The 16010-nt window shown below is 39.0% G+C and carries 19 protein-coding genes; 9 read left to right on the top strand and 10 right to left on the bottom strand.

Annotated features, from left to right (window positions below; genetic code table 11):
• The 6 genes from ACJJVM_RS11770 to ACJJVM_RS11745 all read right to left on the bottom strand — a co-directional run bounded on the left by ACJJVM_RS11770 (position 1) and on the right by ACJJVM_RS11745 (position 5626).
• Positions 1-717, bottom strand: a complete 717-nt coding sequence (locus tag ACJJVM_RS11770; RefSeq protein WP_405211783.1) for a hypothetical protein — start codon at positions 715-717, stop codon at positions 1-3.
• Positions 710-2704 (bottom strand): NAD-dependent DNA ligase LigA, encoded by a 1995-nt coding sequence (gene ligA, locus ACJJVM_RS11765; RefSeq protein ID WP_405211782.1) that lies wholly within the window; start codon positions 2702-2704, stop codon positions 710-712. Before ligA ends, ACJJVM_RS11770 begins: the two co-directional genes overlap by 8 nt.
• A gap of 76 nt (positions 2705-2780) precedes the next feature.
• Positions 2781-3482: an aquaporin Z gene (aqpZ, locus tag ACJJVM_RS11760; RefSeq protein WP_021778408.1), complete on the bottom strand. Its 702-nt coding sequence runs from the start codon at positions 3480-3482 to the stop codon at positions 2781-2783.
• A gap of 146 nt (positions 3483-3628) precedes the next feature.
• On the bottom strand, positions 3629-4225 hold the full coding sequence (locus ACJJVM_RS11755; RefSeq protein ID WP_035334305.1) for a TIGR00730 family Rossman fold protein: 597 nt from the start codon (positions 4223-4225) through the stop codon (positions 3629-3631).
• 49 nt (positions 4226-4274) lie between these two features.
• On the bottom strand, positions 4275-5144 hold the full coding sequence (gene prmC / locus ACJJVM_RS11750; protein ID WP_405211781.1) for a peptide chain release factor N(5)-glutamine methyltransferase: 870 nt from the start codon (positions 5142-5144) through the stop codon (positions 4275-4277).
• A complete protein-coding gene (locus ACJJVM_RS11745) occupies positions 5141-5626 on the bottom strand; it encodes a GNAT family N-acetyltransferase (RefSeq protein WP_405212209.1) in 486 nt (161 codons plus the stop codon). Before ACJJVM_RS11745 ends, prmC begins: the two co-directional genes overlap by 4 nt.
• Positions 5627-5652: 26 nt before the next feature.
• Between ACJJVM_RS11745 and ribD the strand changes: the two genes are divergently transcribed.
• From ribD to ACJJVM_RS11730, 3 genes are all read left to right on the top strand, one after another.
• The gene (gene ribD / locus ACJJVM_RS11740) at positions 5653-6654 is read left to right on the top strand and encodes a bifunctional diaminohydroxyphosphoribosylaminopyrimidine deaminase/5-amino-6-(5-phosphoribosylamino)uracil reductase RibD (protein WP_405211780.1); all 1002 of its coding nucleotides are present in this window, start codon (positions 5653-5655) and stop codon (positions 6652-6654) included.
• Entirely contained in the window at positions 6651-7520 is an 870-nt protein-coding gene (locus ACJJVM_RS11735) for an EamA family transporter (protein WP_405211779.1), read from the top strand. Before ribD ends, ACJJVM_RS11735 begins: the two co-directional genes overlap by 4 nt.
• A gap of 187 nt (positions 7521-7707) precedes the next feature.
• Positions 7708-8016 carry a hypothetical protein gene (locus ACJJVM_RS11730; protein WP_405211778.1) on the top strand — a complete coding sequence of 103 codons (309 nt, stop codon included), beginning with the start codon at positions 7708-7710 and terminating at the stop codon, positions 8014-8016.
• Positions 8017-8020: 4 nt separating this feature from the next.
• Here ACJJVM_RS11730 and ACJJVM_RS11725 read toward each other — a convergent pair whose 3' ends face one another.
• From ACJJVM_RS11725 to ACJJVM_RS11715, 3 genes are all read right to left on the bottom strand, one after another.
• Complete coding sequence (locus tag ACJJVM_RS11725; protein WP_405211777.1) at positions 8021-8470, bottom strand: hypothetical protein; 450 nt, start codon at positions 8468-8470, stop codon at positions 8021-8023.
• 17 nt (positions 8471-8487) lie between these two features.
• Complete coding sequence (locus ACJJVM_RS11720) at positions 8488-9663, bottom strand: GlmU family protein (protein ID WP_298347848.1); 1176 nt, start codon at positions 9661-9663, stop codon at positions 8488-8490.
• A 129-nt stretch (positions 9664-9792) separates the two neighbouring features.
• Positions 9793-10257, bottom strand: coding sequence for a DUF4442 domain-containing protein (locus ACJJVM_RS11715; RefSeq protein ID WP_021778401.1), 465 nt, complete (start codon positions 10255-10257; stop codon positions 9793-9795).
• Positions 10258-10400: 143 nt separating this feature from the next.
• Between ACJJVM_RS11715 and ACJJVM_RS11710 the strand changes: the two genes are divergently transcribed.
• The 5 genes from ACJJVM_RS11710 to ACJJVM_RS11690 all read left to right on the top strand — a co-directional run bounded on the left by ACJJVM_RS11710 (position 10401) and on the right by ACJJVM_RS11690 (position 14510).
• Complete coding sequence (locus tag ACJJVM_RS11710) at positions 10401-10931, top strand: DUF4870 domain-containing protein (RefSeq protein ID WP_021778400.1); 531 nt, start codon at positions 10401-10403, stop codon at positions 10929-10931.
• A 112-nt stretch (positions 10932-11043) separates the two neighbouring features.
• The gene (locus ACJJVM_RS11705) at positions 11044-11385 is read left to right on the top strand and encodes a PadR family transcriptional regulator (RefSeq protein WP_021778399.1); all 342 of its coding nucleotides are present in this window, start codon (positions 11044-11046) and stop codon (positions 11383-11385) included.
• Positions 11382-13178, top strand: a complete 1797-nt coding sequence (locus tag ACJJVM_RS11700; RefSeq protein WP_405211776.1) for a PspC domain-containing protein — start codon at positions 11382-11384, stop codon at positions 13176-13178. The genes ACJJVM_RS11705 and ACJJVM_RS11700 overlap by 4 nt, the downstream gene beginning before the upstream one ends.
• 6 nt (positions 13179-13184) lie before the next feature.
• Positions 13185-13631: a nuclear transport factor 2 family protein gene (locus ACJJVM_RS11695; RefSeq protein WP_405211775.1), complete on the top strand. Its 447-nt coding sequence runs from the start codon at positions 13185-13187 to the stop codon at positions 13629-13631.
• 141 nt (positions 13632-13772) lie between these two features.
• Positions 13773-14510, top strand: a complete 738-nt coding sequence (locus ACJJVM_RS11690; protein WP_405211774.1) for a head GIN domain-containing protein — start codon at positions 13773-13775, stop codon at positions 14508-14510.
• An 82-nt stretch (positions 14511-14592) separates the two neighbouring features.
• Here the strand turns inward: ACJJVM_RS11690 and ACJJVM_RS11685 are convergent, their stop codons facing one another.
• A complete protein-coding gene (locus tag ACJJVM_RS11685; protein ID WP_299150982.1) occupies positions 14593-15348 on the bottom strand; it encodes a helix-turn-helix domain-containing protein in 756 nt (251 codons plus the stop codon).
• A gap of 266 nt (positions 15349-15614) precedes the next feature.
• On the opposite strand from ACJJVM_RS11685, the gene ACJJVM_RS11680 reads away from it, so the two are divergent.
• Positions 15615-16010 (top strand): hypothetical protein, encoded by a 396-nt coding sequence (locus ACJJVM_RS11680; protein WP_035334318.1) that lies wholly within the window; start codon positions 15615-15617, stop codon positions 16008-16010.

The following is a 16010-nucleotide window of genomic DNA, read 5'->3' as shown; positions in this document are numbered from 1 at the left end:
CTAGATATACTCCTGATATGCACTTTCTTTTTCTATGCGTTTAAACCTAGTTATATAAGTGGCTAAGGTTACTTTCATAAATACCATCATAAATGTGGCCATTATAAGCATAGGAATTTCATTATAAAGAAAGTAGTATATGAAGCCAAATACGGTACCTGCTATATAACTCCCTCCTATCATAATAAGACCCACATTATCTGGGTGAAGATTGTAATTAGGTATTATAAAGCAAACACTCATTGTAATTCCAAAAACCACCACTGTAAGCAAGAAGAGGCTCGTTTCTGGTATAAACGGCATTACTAGATAGACAATGTATAGCAGCACAAAGCTAAGTGTTATAAACCCCACAATGAGCTCTACGAGATTATGCTTTGAAAAGGCCGTCACTCGTTTTTTTAATACAGGTTTCATAATAAACAAGAGTGCCGCATACCCTATAATAGATACTAGGCACGTAAGTGTTATATTTTTCTCATAATCTGTTAAAAACAAATACTCCGACAGTAGCGTTGCTGCTAAAAATATTAAAAAGGAAATACTAAACTTACCTGTTACTTTAAAAACGTATATAAATAAGAATAATGACCCAAAAGGAGTCAAGTAAAATATTGCGTTTTGATCAAAGAAAACAGGTATAAGCATCATCATAAATCCTAACAGAATACTGATAGATCTATGTAGTCTATATCCGGTAAAGTTCTCTCTAAGCATTAGTTAAAGCTAAGAATTCTATTTCAGAAATAATAGTAATTCCTAGTTTTTGAGCTTTTTCCAGTTTGCTTGGTCCCATTTTTTCGCCTGCAACGAGGTATGATGTTTTAGATGAGATAGAACTCGAGACTTTCCCTCCATTATCTTCTATGAGTTTTTTAAGATCATTACGTGGCATCTCAAACACACCAGAGACCACAAAAGTCTTACCCGCAAGCACATCTGACTGGTTTGCAAGTTTCTCTGCAGAAATTTCTAGCTGCACTCCGTAAGATTTTAAACGCTGTATAAGTGCTATATGTTCCGCTTTCGCGAAAAATGCAACTACACTCTCAGCAATCTTACTTCCTATTTCATCTACAGCAACCAGCTCCTCCTCTGTTGCCAAAATAATCGCATCAATAGACTTGTAATGTTTTGCAAGTTTCTTTGCAACAGTCTCTCCTACGTATCGTATACCTAAACCAAACAACACCTTCTCAAAAGGAATCTTAACAGACGCCTGCACACCATTCACTAAGTTTTCGGCACTTTTTTGAGCCATTCTTTCTAACGGAAGTAACTGTGCTACTGTAAGCTCATATAAATCTGTATAATTTGATATAAGTCCCTCACTTACGAGCAAGGCTACCGTCTCACCTCCTAGCCCATCAATATCCATTGCTTTTCTAGATATATAGTGCTGTATTCGTCCTATAATTTGTGGTGGGCAACCCATATCGTTAGGACAGTAATGCTGTGCTTCTCCCTCTTTACGCACTAGCGAAGTATCACATTCTGGACACTGAGTTATATATTCGGTAGGCTCAGAATCTGCTGGGCGTTTTGTAAGATCTACTGCTATGATTTTTGGGATGATTTCCCCTCCTTTTTCTACAAAAACCTCATCACCTTCTCGTATGTCTAGTCGTTCTATCTGATCTGCATTATGAAGGCTGGCTCTTTTAACGGTTGTCCCGGCAAGCTCTACAGGCTCTAGGTTTGCCACTGGTGTGATGGCTCCAGTACGACCTACCTGGTATGTTATTTCGCGTAAGCGGGTAGACACCTGTTCTGCTTTAAACTTATAAGCCATAGCCCATCGCGGAGCTTTTGCCGTATACCCCAACTCCTCTTGCTGCTGGAGTCCGTTTACTTTTACTACAACACCATCTGTCTCATATGGTAAATCGTGACGAGCCTTATCCCAGTGATTAATAAAATCTAGCACCTCATCAATACTCTTTGCGAGTACTGCCGCATCTGGCACCATAAAACCCCAGTCTCTAGCTTTTTGCAAACTTTCCATCTGGGTAGTTATACCTAGATTATTACCGGTAATATTATAAAGTAAACATTGCAATGGTCGCTTTGCAACCTCTGCACTATCTTGAAGTTTTAGAGAACCACTTGCGGTATTACGCGGATTACGATATAACTCAAACCCTAGTTCCTCGCGCTCTGCATTCATCGCGTGAAAACCGTCCCAAGGAAGCACAATCTCACCACGTATGTCAAACTTAGGAGGATAATCTCCTTTTAACTTTAAAGGAACAGACTTTATGGTTTTAATATTAGTAGTTACATCATCTCCCTGTAATCCATCTCCACGGGTTACAGCTCTGAGCAGCTCTCCATTTTCATAGGTAAGACTTATAGAAGCACCATCATACTTGAGCTCGCAGGTATAATGCACTTCACCATCTACCATTTTCTTTACGCGGGCTTCCCAGTCCTCAAGATCTTCCTTTGAGTAGGAGTTATCTAGGGAGTACATTCTATGCTCGTGTACAATAGTCTCAAAATTTTTAGTCACTGCACCACCTACGCGATGTGTAGGTGAGTTAGGATCATCATATACTGGATTTGCAAGTTCTAGCGCCTTAAGTTGTTCTAATTTTTTATCAAATTCAAAATCAGAAATAGTGGGCGTATCTAGCGTGTAGTAGTTATAGTTGTGCTCGCGTAGCTCTTGACGAAGCTGTAAGATTTGTTCTTCAATAGTCATATGTAAAAATAACCAAAAAGAAAGGCTGTTACAATGAAGATTGCAACAGCGTTTACACTATTTATTATATAAAAAGTTAGTCTTCTATAAACAGATTTCTAACTAATGCAGCACAAATACCTCCTGCAATAGGTGTAACAATAAATAACCATAACTGGCTCATCGCTTTACCTCCAGCAAATAGTGCAGGACCTAAACTTCTTGCAGGGTTTACAGACGTACCTGTAATAGGGATTGCAACCATATGTATTAAGGCTAAAGAAATTCCAATAGCTAGACCTGCCATAAGAGGAGATGCATTTTTTGCCGTTGTTCCAAAGATCACGAGTAAAAACAAAAATGTAAATACAAACTCTGCAATGAGAGCAGATGTCATATTATAATTACCCAGATAGCCTTCACCCCAGCCATTACTACCTAGACCCCACTCTGGCATAGTAAAACCAGCACTTCCAGAGGCTAATAGATATAACACGCCTGCAGCTAGTATCGCTCCAATGCATTGTGATATCACATAACCTACGGTATCTTTTGCGCTAAGTTTACCTGCAACAAGCATTGCAATTGAAATAGCTGGATTAATATGACAACCAGAAATTGGACCAATAGCATATGCCATCACAACTACCGAAAATCCAAAAGCAAGCGAGATACCTAAGAGTCCTATTCCTTCGGGACCAGATTGTGAGACACTAGCAATAGTTGCCGCTCCACAACCAAACAAAACCAAGGCAAATGTGCCCAAACCTTCTGCAAAAAATTTTTTCTTTGTGTTCATTTGTAAATAATTGTTTTAGTTAATTACTACAAACTAGACATTTTTAGACAAAAGCTTAAACAAAATAAAGATACCTCTTAAGTAATAGACAAAAAACGCTTTTGCATCGCTTAAGAGTAAACTACGTGTAAACTAACGCAGTCAAACTACTCATTATCAGACAGCGAAGCTTTTAACCACTTAGGCATTGCCATAGGCTCAAAGTTCTCCATCTGATCTAGAAGACCATCAATGGTAGTGTCTACAAGAAGGATGTCATAATTTTCTTGTTTAAGAAAACCTTTGTCTACCATATTTTTAAGCGCACTTAAAAGATCATCATAAAAGCCATTTACATTGAGCATCCCCACAGGCTTTTTGTGCAACGCTAGCTGACTCCAAGTAAGCACCTCAAAAAGCTCTTCCATCGTTCCGAAACCACCAGGAAGTGTTATAAAACCGTCAGACAGTTCTTGGAGCTTCATCTTGCGCTCGTGCATTGTCTCATTTACTATAAGCTCTGTAAGGCCTGTATGCACCACTTCTTTAATTTGTAAAAATGCCGGAATCACCCCTATCACTTTACCATTTGCATCAAGAGCGCCCTGAGCAACAGCTCCCATAACTCCTATTTTGGCAGCACCGTATACGAGTGTCATATCCTTTTTTGCCAGTGTGGCTCCTAGCAAGCGAGCTTGGTTTATAATCTCCGGATCAGTTCCTGCACTGCTACCACAGTACACACAAATAGAAGCTAACTTCATACGATTTCTTTTTTCTAACAATTGTTTTAATATTTAAACGCACTTAGGTTTAAGCCATACACGCCCTTATCATTCTATCTTTACCAAACATATCTTTTCTAAGCACAACGTCTGTAAAGCCTATATCTTTTAATAACGCTACAGTCTCTCTACCCAGATATTCATTAATCTCAAAATATAGAGCTCCCGCAGGTGCTAAGCTTTTACTGGCCAGCTCACCAATCTTTCTATAAAAAATGAGAGGATCTTGATCTGAAACAAATAGTGCACTATCCGGCTCATTGCTCAGCACGTTTGCTCTCATCATTGCCTTTTCTTGCTCACGCACGTAGGGCGGGTTGCTCACGATAACATTATAAACTTCATCGAGGGCTTGCGTCTCAAGAATGTTCTGATTATAAAAGTCTACTTTCACGCCATTTGCCTTAGCATTCTGATATGCTGTGGCAAGTGCATTCTGGGAGATATCTACCGCTTCTACTGTTGCTTTATTGGTGTTTTTTGCAAGTGTAATGGCTATACAACCAGAACCTGTACCTATGTCTAAAAGACGTAGCATATCTTGTGCTTCCTCTTTTATTAGACCTTGCGCCACATCATCAATAATCCAGGCAACGAGCTCTTCGGTTTCTGGCCTAGGTATTAATGTAGCTGGGTTTACCTGAAAGTTAAGCCCGTAAAATGACGAGCTACCTGTAATATATTGTATAGGCTCACTCTTAGACAGTCTCGCTGTTATTTCTTCAAGCTCTTTACGTTGTGATGGGTGTATGTTTTGCTTTCGCGAAAGCGAGATCTCAACCCTATTCATTTTTAATACGTGCTCAAGCGTTAAGAAGCATAGGTTCTCGACCTCTTCTGGCTCATAAAGTGCGGCCAGTTGCTTCCTGAAATCTGCGCGAAAATCGTCTATACTCATAGTTTTATAAGCATATGAACGGGACACGAAAAGTGACCTGTATTACCCATAGGCCCATCTATATAATCAAAACCGGTGCGCTTGTATAATTTTTGTGCTGCCTCCATATAGGGCATCGTCTCCAGATAGCATTGCTCAAACCCAAAATCACGAGCCGTATCTAGGCACTTCTTCATCATAGCCGACCCTAGACCCTTGCCTCGTGCTTCTTCTAAGAAGTACATCTTTTGCAACTCGCACACATTACCATCATAATTATCAAGTTGTGCGATGCCCGCACAACCTATTACCGCGCCATCATCTTCTACCACAAAGTATGCAGCTTTAGGCCTATCGTAATGCTCATACATAGTATGTAGCGCCGCATCTGCATAAGCGGTTCCTTCCTTTGGAGCGCCCATATCTAAAATTACCTTACGCACTAAGGCCGCTACCTGTGCATTATCTTCCTTTTGAATAGGTCTAATGATTGGTTTGTTCATCACAATTAAACGTTTACTTTTGCGATGTGAAGATACACAACACCTATATAAAAAGATGTATTGCCCTTGCAAAAAATGGGCTTCCAGCAGCAATGCCTAACCCCTCGGTAGGAGCCGTACTTGTGCATAATGACACGATTATTGCTGAAGGTTATACAAGTGCATATGGCGGTCCTCACGCAGAGGTAAATTGTATCGCTTTCGCGAAAGCGAATACCCCAGAACTCATTGCCAAATCCACCTTATACGTATCTCTAGAACCTTGCTCACACTGGGGAAAAACCCCTCCTTGTGCAGATCTCGTTATAGACTCAGGAATTAAACGCGTAGTGATAGGCACCATAGACCCTTTTGCCAAAGTAGCCGGCGCTGGCATAAAAAAACTTATGCAAGCTGGAGTTGATGTTACCGTAGGCGTGCTTGAAAAAGAATGTCAAGAGGTAAATAAACGCTTCTTTACATATCACAATGAGAAGCGACCATTTATAATTTTAAAATGGGCCGAAACCGCAAATGGTTTTATAGCTCCTGCTACCAGAGATAAGCAAGAACCGGTGTGGATTACAAATTCCCACTCTAGACAACTAGTGCACAAACTACGTAGCGAAGAGATGGGCATTTTAGTGGGCGGCAAGACCGTTATAGAAGATAATCCTACACTTACCACACGTGACTGGCACGGCAGCAACCCGACCAGAATCGTGATTGACACACAAGGTAACCTACCTAAGGAGTTACACATATTTAATAATGAAGCACCTACAATAGTGCTTAAAGACAGTGACCCAAAAAGCATCTGTAAAGAACTTTTTGAGCATAACATACAATCTGTTATTGTAGAGGGTGGCGCTGCTACCCTACAACGTTTTATAGATACGGCTTTATGGGATGAGGCTAGCGTATTTACAGGCCTTACAAACTTTAATGTCGGTATAAAGGCTCCCAAGAAAACAAGCCAATTTTCACTACAATCTAGTCAACACTTACAAGGTGACAGGTTAGACACTTACACACGCAGCGACTCTTGATTTACTTATTACTAAGCATAGCGGCTTCCAGTCTCATATTTGTAATCTTCAAGTTATTTTCAAAATTTGAAGTAAATACGCTACAAGCTATAATCGTAAACTATGTGGTCGCCTTTACTTGTGGCATCTTGTTTTACGAGGGCGGTACGACACTGGCTCAAGTTCCAGAGCAGGAGTGGTTTTATGCATCTGCTGGGTTAGGTGTGCTCTTTATTATAGTATTTAATTTAATGGCATACACTACGCAAAAGAGTGGGCTCTCTGTGGTATCGGTTGCGACCAAAATGAGTGTGGGGATTCCCATACTTTTTGGCGTTTTCTATTACAACGAGTCGCTAGGGCTCTACAAAAGCCTTGGGATCATACTTGCTTTAATAGCCGTTTATCTCGCCTCTGTAAAAGCAAAAGATGGGATTGCTATAAAGAAAGAAAACCTCATCTTCCCAATTCTTGTGTTCTTAGGTAGTGGTGCGATAGATACTAGTCTTAAATTTATAGAGGGTGCTTATGTAAGTAATGGAGATGTACCCATTTTTAGCGCAACTATCTTTGGCGCTGCTGCTTGTATTGGCTTTTTAATTATAGGGTATCAAATCATCACTAAGACATTTACATTTAAGCTCAAAAATATTGTGGCAGGTGTCTGTCTGGGTATACCTAACTATTTTTCTATCTATATGCTTGTGCAGGCTTTGCGAGATCCAAGATTTGATAGCTCTACACTTTTTACCATAAACAATGTTGCCATTGTGATGGTAAGTACCTTTATAGGAATCTTGTTTTTTAAGGAAAAACTTCTCCTCAAAAACTGGATAGGTATTGCACTTGCCGTGGTAAGTATTTTGCTTGTAAGTTTATTTAATTAGAAAATAATTCTACTTTTTTTTACGCTTTCGCGAAAGCGTACTCAACCACCCTCTCCCTATAATTCTACTAGCCTTGTTTATCTGAACATCACGCTAAAACCCCATTAACAGAGGGATTACAACACAAAAGCTCTGTAACATTTTATAAAATACCTCAACATATCTATGTAACCAAAATGAAAATGATATGGGATTCGGTGGAGCAGCTCTTGCAGCAAATCAAGTAATAAAAAACAATAGAAACCTTCTTAAGCAAAAGCGTAAGAGAGGTGATCTATCTTTTGTATCTACTGTAAACGAAAAGTGGGAAGATCCTAAAAAAGCGTCTTTTGATCAACTTATGGAAATACGTAAACGCATACGTAGAGATAACAAACGCTATAGACGTAAGGTCCTAATCGTGACAATTATTGCCTTTATACTATTTGTGCTTGCGATAGCTGTAATACCGTGGGATCTCATTTTTACTAATGGTTTTAATCCTCACAAGTATTAAAATTTTAAACCTTTTTCTTTAAGAGTTTTAGCAATGCAAATACAAATACTGTAAGCGGAGCAACTACTTGTGTTGAGATTGTTGCACAATACTGTTGTACTGTAAAAACCTTTATATACGCTTGTGATGCTCCATTACTTAAACCAGAAACTGAGGATATCCCAGATATTATACCCAAACCAGAAACAAAGAGCACTAAAATTAATAAGACAAGAATGGTGGTAATTGATGGTGTTGTACCCCTATAATATCTTTTATATACCATTACAAATGCCACACCAGAGAGAATACCTAACAATATATGAATTACACCCACTAAGAAAGAGTTATCAAATAGTAAGTTTGAGTTAAGGCCAATGACCCCATCGTTGAACACCTTTACGAGCCCTATAAAAAGTAAGAAAAGCAAAATGGAAGCTAGCGCAATTTTTATTCTAGATTTTTCGTCCTTCATTACCTTACTTTATAAGTCTAGTCTCTACGGTACTGCTTTGTCTCTTCAAAAACGTGATCAAGTATAGCGATGTCTTGTTCTGTAAGTTCTATATCACGACGTGCCATTGCTATTTTTGCCGTCTCGTAGGCCTTATTTGTTTTGTGCGTTACAAAGCCACTAGCACCTCCCCAAGAAAATGAAGGAACAAAATTACGTGGAAAACCACTCCCAAAAATATTAGAAGCCACGCCCACTACGGTACCGGTATTAAACATTGTATTAATGCCACACTTAGAGTGGTCACCCATCATAAGACCACAAAACTGTAGTCCTGTATTTGCAAAGCGACCTGTCTCATAATCCCATAACTTTACGGGCGCATAATTATTTTTAAGGTTTGAGTTGTTTGAATCTGCACCTATATTACACCATTCTCCTAGCACACTATTCCCTAAAAAGCCATCGTGACCCTTTGAAGAGTACCCCATAAGCACGGCGTTATTTACCTCTCCTCCTACTTTACAGTGAGGACCTAAGGTTGTACCGCTATAAATCTTGGCGCCCATTTTTACAGCTCCGTGATCACATACTGCAAAAGGTCCTCTTACGAGTGCTCCTTCCATAATCTGGGCATCTTTGCCTATATAAATAGGGCCATCTGTCGCATTAAGATGTGAGTAGTGAACTGTTGCTCCTTCCTCTATAAATATTTGATCTTTATTTATTGCTATTACGTGCTCTGGAATGTCTTGAGACTCTCTATCCTCGGTAAGCATCTCAAAATCTCTGGTGATTGCTTCACCGTTTTTGGCAAAAATATCCCAAGTATGGGCTACCGTAAGAATATCTGGTGCAGTGTATTGTATACAATCATAGGTGTCAAAATCTACTTCTTCACCCTCCTTTACATAAAAGGCAATGATTTCTTCTCCATCAAAAATGGCTTGTTGTGGTTCTAGGCCTTTAATAATCTGGGCGAGATTAGGAGAAGGGAGATATGATGCATTAATCATCACATTTACCTCCAGCTCAACCATAGGCCATCTTTCTGAGAGATACTCTTCTGTAACGGTAGAGGTTGTAGAACCTAGTACAAACTCCCACTTCTCACGTATGGTAAGTATCCCTATGCGCAAGTCTGCTACGGGTTTTGTATAAGTAAAAGGTAAAAGTTGATTGCGTACGTTACCGTCAAAAAGGATATAGTTCATCTCTAAGTACTGTTAGTCTGTTGAAAAAGCGATTGCAAAAATGAGCAGCGACTTATATCGCAAATGTAAAGACTCTTAGATAAAGAAATGTATCTAGTTATAAAGAATACACACTAGTACAACTGTGTCTTACTTCTTCTTTTTTACAAGAATAGTCCACTCAAAGTTAAACTCAGAAACCTGCACACCGTCTTTGTTTGTCCCTACAGCTTTCATCCAGCAGGTTTGACCCTCACCAGTAGCAACCGCTTTATCTATAGCCTCTTTAATCTGAGGGCCATTATCACACACAAAGTGTATTCTGCCCGTTGCTTTTTTTGTAAAAGTGGCATTATTATTTGCCACAAGCATCGATATTTTTTTACCGCTCTTTTGTATATGTGCGATAACAAGTGCTCCCGTAGCAAGCTCTGCCGCCATACCCTGTACTGCCCAAAACATACTATTAAAAGGATTTTGATTAATCCAGCGATGCTTTACTGTGGTTGTACAAGACTCTGGTGATAATGACTTAACACGCACTCCTGTAAGCCACGCAGAGGGTAGCTTAAACATTGTGAACGTATTGAATTTACTAGGTGTAGGAAAGGACATATCTATTGCTTTTAGACAAAAGTAACAATATTTATTAATACTATGCGTGCATATTAATATCTTAAATAAATGTTAATATTTAGTACTATGCGTAACAAAGTACCTTTTTTTAGACATATATTTGCATAAGACATTAATAGACTATGGAAACTAGCATACCCACACATCACAAAAATGTAGGAACCTTAATACATCTTTCTACCTTCTGTAAATACCTTTTCCCATTTGGAAATTTTATTGCGCCGCTCATATTATGGAGCGCTCAAAAACGAAACTCGTTATTTATAGACAAGCACGGTAGAGATGCCATAAACTTCCAGCTCAGTATACTTTTATATTTCATTGCGCTGGCGGTAATAAGCATTCCGTTCTTTATTTATTTTATAGTAAGTGCTGGTGAGGGAAGCGCTAGCTTGCTTAACAATGGATACATAAATGACCCTAGTGACTTTGCAGATCTAGGTGGTTTTCTCATCACTGCCATTGTGGTAGGTGTGCTGGCTATAGGATTATTTCTTATAGAGATTATCACAGTAATTTCGGCAGCAGTGCAGGCATCACAAGGAGGCATTTACAAGTTTCCGCTTCTTATAAATTTTATTAAAGCTTCTGCCGTTGCAGAAACCCCAGATACTCAAGAGGACTCATCAACTCAAGAGCAACCTACTATGTAATGTAGTGGTATGACTATGTACGCTTTCGCGAAAGCGTAACAACAATTAATCAATCACCTGACCCAAATCAGGACCAAAACGAACAGTTTAATGCATTTAAAAATGGAAATCTATGAAGATTGAAAACACCAAAGCGCAAATGCGAAAAGGCGTGCTAGAATACTGTATCCTCTCTGTATTAAAAGACGAAGATGCATATGTAGCAGAGATCTTAGGCACGCTTAAAGACGCCAAGTTGCTGGTGGTAGAGGGTACAATTTACCCGCTTCTCACTAGACTTAAAAACGCTGGTTTACTCAACTATCGCTGGGAAGAATCTACCAGTGGTCCACCACGTAAATATTATGGACTTACCGAAACGGGTAAGATATTTTTAAAAGAACTCTCAACCACTTGGGATGAGTTACAGACAGCAGTAGCCGTAGTTACATCCACTAAAACCACAAAAAAATGAACAAGACAGTTAATATAAATTTAGCAGGAGTATTTTTTCATATAGATGAGGATGCTTACGGTAAATTACAGAGATATCTCGCTGCCATCAAACGTTCTTTTGAAGGTATGCAAGGTGAAGATGAAATTATAGCAGATATAGAAGCTCGTATCTCTGAGTTATTTTCTGAGCGCATTAAAGACGAGCGCCAGGTAATAGGCTCACAAGAGCTGGACGAGGTGATTGCTGTAATGGGACAACCAGAAGACTATATGGTAGATGACGATATTTTTGAAGATGAGCCTGCAACTAGCAGCAACTCCTCAAAAAAGTCAAAACAAGCACCACGTATCGCACAACGCCGTTTTTACAGAGATACAGATAACGCTTACATAGGCGGTGTATCTAGCGGTATGGGACACTATCTAGGTATTGATCCTTTATGGGTTCGTATAGGCTGGGTATTACTTATAGCGCTTACTTGGTTTACACTAGGAGGTACTGCACTTATCTATCTTGCCCTATGGGTTTTTGTACCAGAAGCACAAACCACGGCAGATAAACTCGCAATGCGGGGAAAGGCAGTTAACATTGACAATATCACAGAAAAAGTAAAAGAAGGATTTGAAAATGTGGCTGACACCGTAAAGAGTGTAGATTATGATAAGTATGGCAATAAAGTAAAAACAGGAGCTCAGGGTTTTTTCGGGACCATTGGTAAGATTATTATGTTTTTCTTTAAAGTTCTTGCAAAGATTATAGGGGTACTCCTTATTATAACCGGAGCTACCGTAGTTATCTCTTTACTTATCACCTTCTTAACTGGTGGTGTAGTAGATATTTTTACTCCTAATCTAGCCGATTTACCGTGGGTAAATAATGAGACAGGATTGCCTATCTGGCTTGTACTGCTTCTCACGTTATTTGCAGTTGGGATACCTTTCTTCTTCCTGTTTTATTTAGGACTTAAGATTGTTTCTTCTAACCTAAAATCTATGCCGGTGAGTGCAAAGCTTAGCCTCTTTGGCCTATGGCTTGTATCTGCGATAGTAATAGGTGTATTTTCTGTAAAAGAAGCTATTAAGTATTCTAACACAGAAACTGGTAAAGTAGTAGAGCGCACAGAGCTTGCTATAACAGCAAGTGACACGCTGCGCATACAGATGCGAGAGAGTGATCGTTATGAAATTCCTTTTGGTCGATCTACTGGGTTTATGAGAACGATTAAGAGTGACACAGAAAATGTGACTATAGAGCGTGAAGTACGTCTTATTGTGAGAAGTACTAAAGATAGCAATGGCTACATCCAGATAGAAAAACGAGCAGATAACTTCACGTATGAAGAAGCACGTGAGCTAGCCTCATCTATACAGTATGATTTTAAACTAGAAGACGGTGTTTTATCACTAGATGGCTTTCTTACCTCACCTACTCAAAAATCATATGGCCACTGGAATGATCGCGAGGTACAAGTGATTGTATACCTTCCAGAAGGAACTACCCTCATTGCAGATGATAATACATACTCATACCACCGCAATGATAGCAGGTACCGTGACATACTAGATAATGGAACAGAAGAGCAATACCTTACCGTGGGTAATGGCAAGCTTATTTGTGACGGCTGTCCAGAAGATCGCAGTTATGATTATAATGATGATGATAACTCTTGGGAGCAATCTGGTAATGATTCTTGGGAAGAACGCAGTTATGAAGAAGGAGAAAATGCTCCAGAATGGGATCGTGAGCCAGAAGCACCCCAAGCTCCTACGCCACCAGAAGTTCCTGACACAGACGCGCTACGAAATAACTAACCTACTATGAAAAACCCAACCAATCTTCTTTGGATCCTGTTGCTACTCCCCTTGATCGGAGTGGCGCAGGTGTCTGAGGATAGCAAACTTTATAAAGATATTCTTGCTATAGATACTGCTCTTTTTGACTCGTACAATAATTGTGACCTCGCAACTCACGAAACTCTCATCTCAGAAGATCTTGAGTTTTATCACGACAAAGGTGGACTTTCTACTAGCAAAACAGATTATATGCAGGCGCTCAAGGAGAATATTTGTAATAAAGTACAGAGAACACTTACTCCAGGTACCTTTGAGGTACACGAGATAGCAGGTTTTGGTGCTGTGTCACTTGGAAAACATAGTTTTCACAATCTAGTAGAAGACAGCCACTCAGAACCATCTAAGTTTATTACCATATTAAAAGACACCCCAAAAGGCTGGAAAATTACACGAGTGATAAGCTTGCACTAGCAATCTATACAACTCAGTCATAAATTTTTACAGTTGGGTAGGTTACGCTTTCGCGAAAGCGGACTTATCTACATCTTTACATCATCAATCAAAAACAATCAATCAAACAAAAACGAACCAATCACCAAAAAACCAATCATTATGACAACGCTCATCAAAACAATTTTAGGAATCCTTACTGCTTTACTCGTCACCTCTTGTCAGCTTGACATTAATCTAGGGCAAATAAGCGGAAACGGAAATGTAGTTACAGAAGATCTGAACATCACAGAAGACTTTGACGAAGTAGTCGCTGGAAATGGCTGGGAAGTATTTTTAGAAAAAGGAAGCACAAACGCCGTAATACTTGAAGCAGACCAAAACCTTGTAGACGCTGCCGAAATTTATGTAAAAGACGGGAAGCTTAAAATATACTGCGAGGACAATATCAAAAGTGCTACCTCAAAAAAGGTGTTTGTAACCTACTCAGAAAACCTTACTGATGTGAGCGTAAATAGTGGTGCAAGTCTCACTACAAAGGAAACACTTACTGGAGACGACATTGAATTTGACGCATCTTCTGGAGGGACAATGCGCGTACAAGTTTCTGCAAAAAATGTAGAGACAGATGTAAGTAGCGGTGGCGTGGCACGTATCTCTGGTAGTGCAGAGCGACTAGATGCTTCGGTTTCTAGTGGTGGTGTAGCGAGAATAAGCCAACTCAAATCTGTGAGTGCAAAGGCAGATGCTTCATCTGGCGGTGTGATGGACGTTTATGCTTCTCAAGATCTTAAGGCAGAGGCCTCTTCTGGAGGAATCATAAATTACTACGGTAGCCCAAGAAATGTGGATAAGCCTAAAAAAAGCTACTCTGGTGGGGTTATAAGAAGCAAAGAATAATTACAACAAATAACATCAATCAATCAACACAAAAAATGCTCGATACTATCGAGCATTTTTTTATGTGTATAATAGTTAAGAGTTACAACCCAGCCTTTATTTTCATAAACTGGGCTTCTAGCAGTGCCATCTTTTCTTCTAGTCCATCTGCCAGTTCTGGCACTCTGTGATAGAAGACGTAGCGTATGCGCCAGAGTTCTTTAATTTCTTTTATAGGAAACTCTAGGTCGTCTATATTTTTATGATCTGCTCTTAGGGTAATAGTATTACCAGAGAGATAGCAACGTCTTAATACTAGTCTATCATTAAAAACGGCTAGAATGAGATGTCCATTATTGAGCTTTTTATAAACGTTTTTTGGGATGTGCTCACCTATTACAATATCTTTTGGGAAGAGTCCTTTGTCATTACTACTCATCTCCAAGTTATCTACCGTAAAGGCTCTGAAATCTTTTTCTGGATTTACGGGTAGTTGTAAGACAGGCATATCTGCTACAAAAGCTTCCCTGTCATTATATAGTAGATAATCGTTTGTGTTTTTTGGGGTGATGCAAGGTATGGTAGCAAAGGTTTCTTTTGTAATCTGCTCGTGATCTGTAGTAAGGTCTGCTTTAAATTTGAGCAAACTATTTACGGTAAGCTCTTTTGTGAGCAAGTCATCTATAGGAATGCTAAAATAATTAGCAATTTTAATAACCGTATCTATTTTAGGTTCACTCCTACCCTCCTCATAAGCCCCTAACGTCCCTCTTTTCAGGTCAAATAGCTCTGCAAACGACTGCTGACTAAGCGTCTTTACGGTTCTTATTTTTCGAATGTTTTTACCAAAGAATGACATATTTTGCTAATTTTATTTGCAAATGACAAAATTGTTTGTATATTTACCTAACAATTTTAGCAAAAAGAATTCACTTATGCTAATTTATTTAGCTTTTTCGCGAAAGCGTAATAGCATCATCAAACATTCATCAATCAAAAATCAAACATTATGACCACTTTAATTATTTACATCCTGAGCCACTTATAAACAATTGGGTATTTACAGAGACAAGTTTTCGTATTATTAACCTTCCAATGTATTGGAACACAACATTGACACTCTTTATGAAGAACCACTTTACAATTACTCGAGATTTTTTATTAGAACTCAACTTTAATATCACTACAGAAAATACGGCAGATGGTATTATGGTTGTACAAAAGGAAAACTCAGGTATCAAAAACCTGATTCTGGGCATTGCTCCTCCTATTCTAATTATCGAGCAATTTATTTTTACCATCAATAACCAGTCAGAAAAGATTTTTAAAAGTCTGCTGCAAAAAAACCGAGATATCATACACGGCGCTTTTGTACTAGATGATACTGGTAAAAAGGTCATCTTTAGAGATACCCTACAGATAGAAAATCTTGACCTCAACGAGCTAGAGGGTAGCTTGAACTCCCTGAGTTTACTTATGAGTGAGTACTCAGAACAGATTATAGAATTTTCAAAATATTAA

Origin of the sequence: Dokdonia sp. Asnod2-E02 (assembly GCF_045063915.1) — a bacterium.
Taxonomy (GTDB): Bacteria; Bacteroidota; Bacteroidia; order Flavobacteriales; family Flavobacteriaceae; genus Dokdonia.
The sequence above is the reverse complement of the archived record's forward strand: the minus strand, read 5'-3'. Positions and strand labels throughout refer to the sequence as shown.

What these genes read in the sequence shown, in the direction of transcription:
- ACJJVM_RS11770 (WP_405211783.1), bottom strand. Translation starts at nt 717, where the DNA reads ATGCTTAGAGAGAACTTTACCGGATATAGACTACATAGATCTATCAGT.
- ligA (WP_405211782.1), bottom strand. Translation starts at nt 2,704, where the DNA reads ATGACTATTGAAGAACAAATCTTACAGCTTCGTCAAGAGCTACGCGAG.
- aqpZ (WP_021778408.1), bottom strand. Translation starts at nt 3,482, where the DNA reads ATGAACACAAAGAAAAAATTTTTTGCAGAAGGTTTGGGCACATTTGCC.
- ACJJVM_RS11755 (WP_035334305.1), bottom strand. Translation starts at nt 4,225, where the DNA reads ATGAAGTTAGCTTCTATTTGTGTGTACTGTGGTAGCAGTGCAGGAACT.
- prmC (WP_405211781.1), bottom strand. Translation starts at nt 5,144, where the DNA reads ATGAGTATAGACGATTTTCGCGCAGATTTCAGGAAGCAACTGGCCGCA.
- ACJJVM_RS11745 (WP_405212209.1), bottom strand. Translation starts at nt 5,626, where the DNA reads ATGAACAAACCAATCATTAGACCTATTCAAAAGGAAGATAATGCACAG.
- ACJJVM_RS11730 (WP_405211778.1), top strand. Translation starts at nt 7,708, where the DNA reads ATGGGATTCGGTGGAGCAGCTCTTGCAGCAAATCAAGTAATAAAAAAC.
- ACJJVM_RS11725 (WP_405211777.1), bottom strand. Translation starts at nt 8,470, where the DNA reads ATGAAGGACGAAAAATCTAGAATAAAAATTGCGCTAGCTTCCATTTTG.
- ACJJVM_RS11720 (WP_298347848.1), bottom strand. Translation starts at nt 9,663, where the DNA reads ATGAACTATATCCTTTTTGACGGTAACGTACGCAATCAACTTTTACCT.
- ACJJVM_RS11715 (WP_021778401.1), bottom strand. Translation starts at nt 10,257, where the DNA reads ATGTCCTTTCCTACACCTAGTAAATTCAATACGTTCACAATGTTTAAG.
- ACJJVM_RS11710 (WP_021778400.1), top strand. Translation starts at nt 10,401, where the DNA reads ATGGAAACTAGCATACCCACACATCACAAAAATGTAGGAACCTTAATA.
- ACJJVM_RS11705 (WP_021778399.1), top strand. Translation starts at nt 11,044, where the DNA reads ATGAAGATTGAAAACACCAAAGCGCAAATGCGAAAAGGCGTGCTAGAA.
- ACJJVM_RS11700 (WP_405211776.1), top strand. Translation starts at nt 11,382, where the DNA reads ATGAACAAGACAGTTAATATAAATTTAGCAGGAGTATTTTTTCATATA.
- ACJJVM_RS11695 (WP_405211775.1), top strand. Translation starts at nt 13,185, where the DNA reads ATGAAAAACCCAACCAATCTTCTTTGGATCCTGTTGCTACTCCCCTTG.
- ACJJVM_RS11690 (WP_405211774.1), top strand. Translation starts at nt 13,773, where the DNA reads ATGACAACGCTCATCAAAACAATTTTAGGAATCCTTACTGCTTTACTC.
- ACJJVM_RS11685 (WP_299150982.1), bottom strand. Translation starts at nt 15,348, where the DNA reads ATGTCATTCTTTGGTAAAAACATTCGAAAAATAAGAACCGTAAAGACG.
- ACJJVM_RS11680 (WP_035334318.1), top strand. Translation starts at nt 15,615, where the DNA reads ATGAAGAACCACTTTACAATTACTCGAGATTTTTTATTAGAACTCAAC.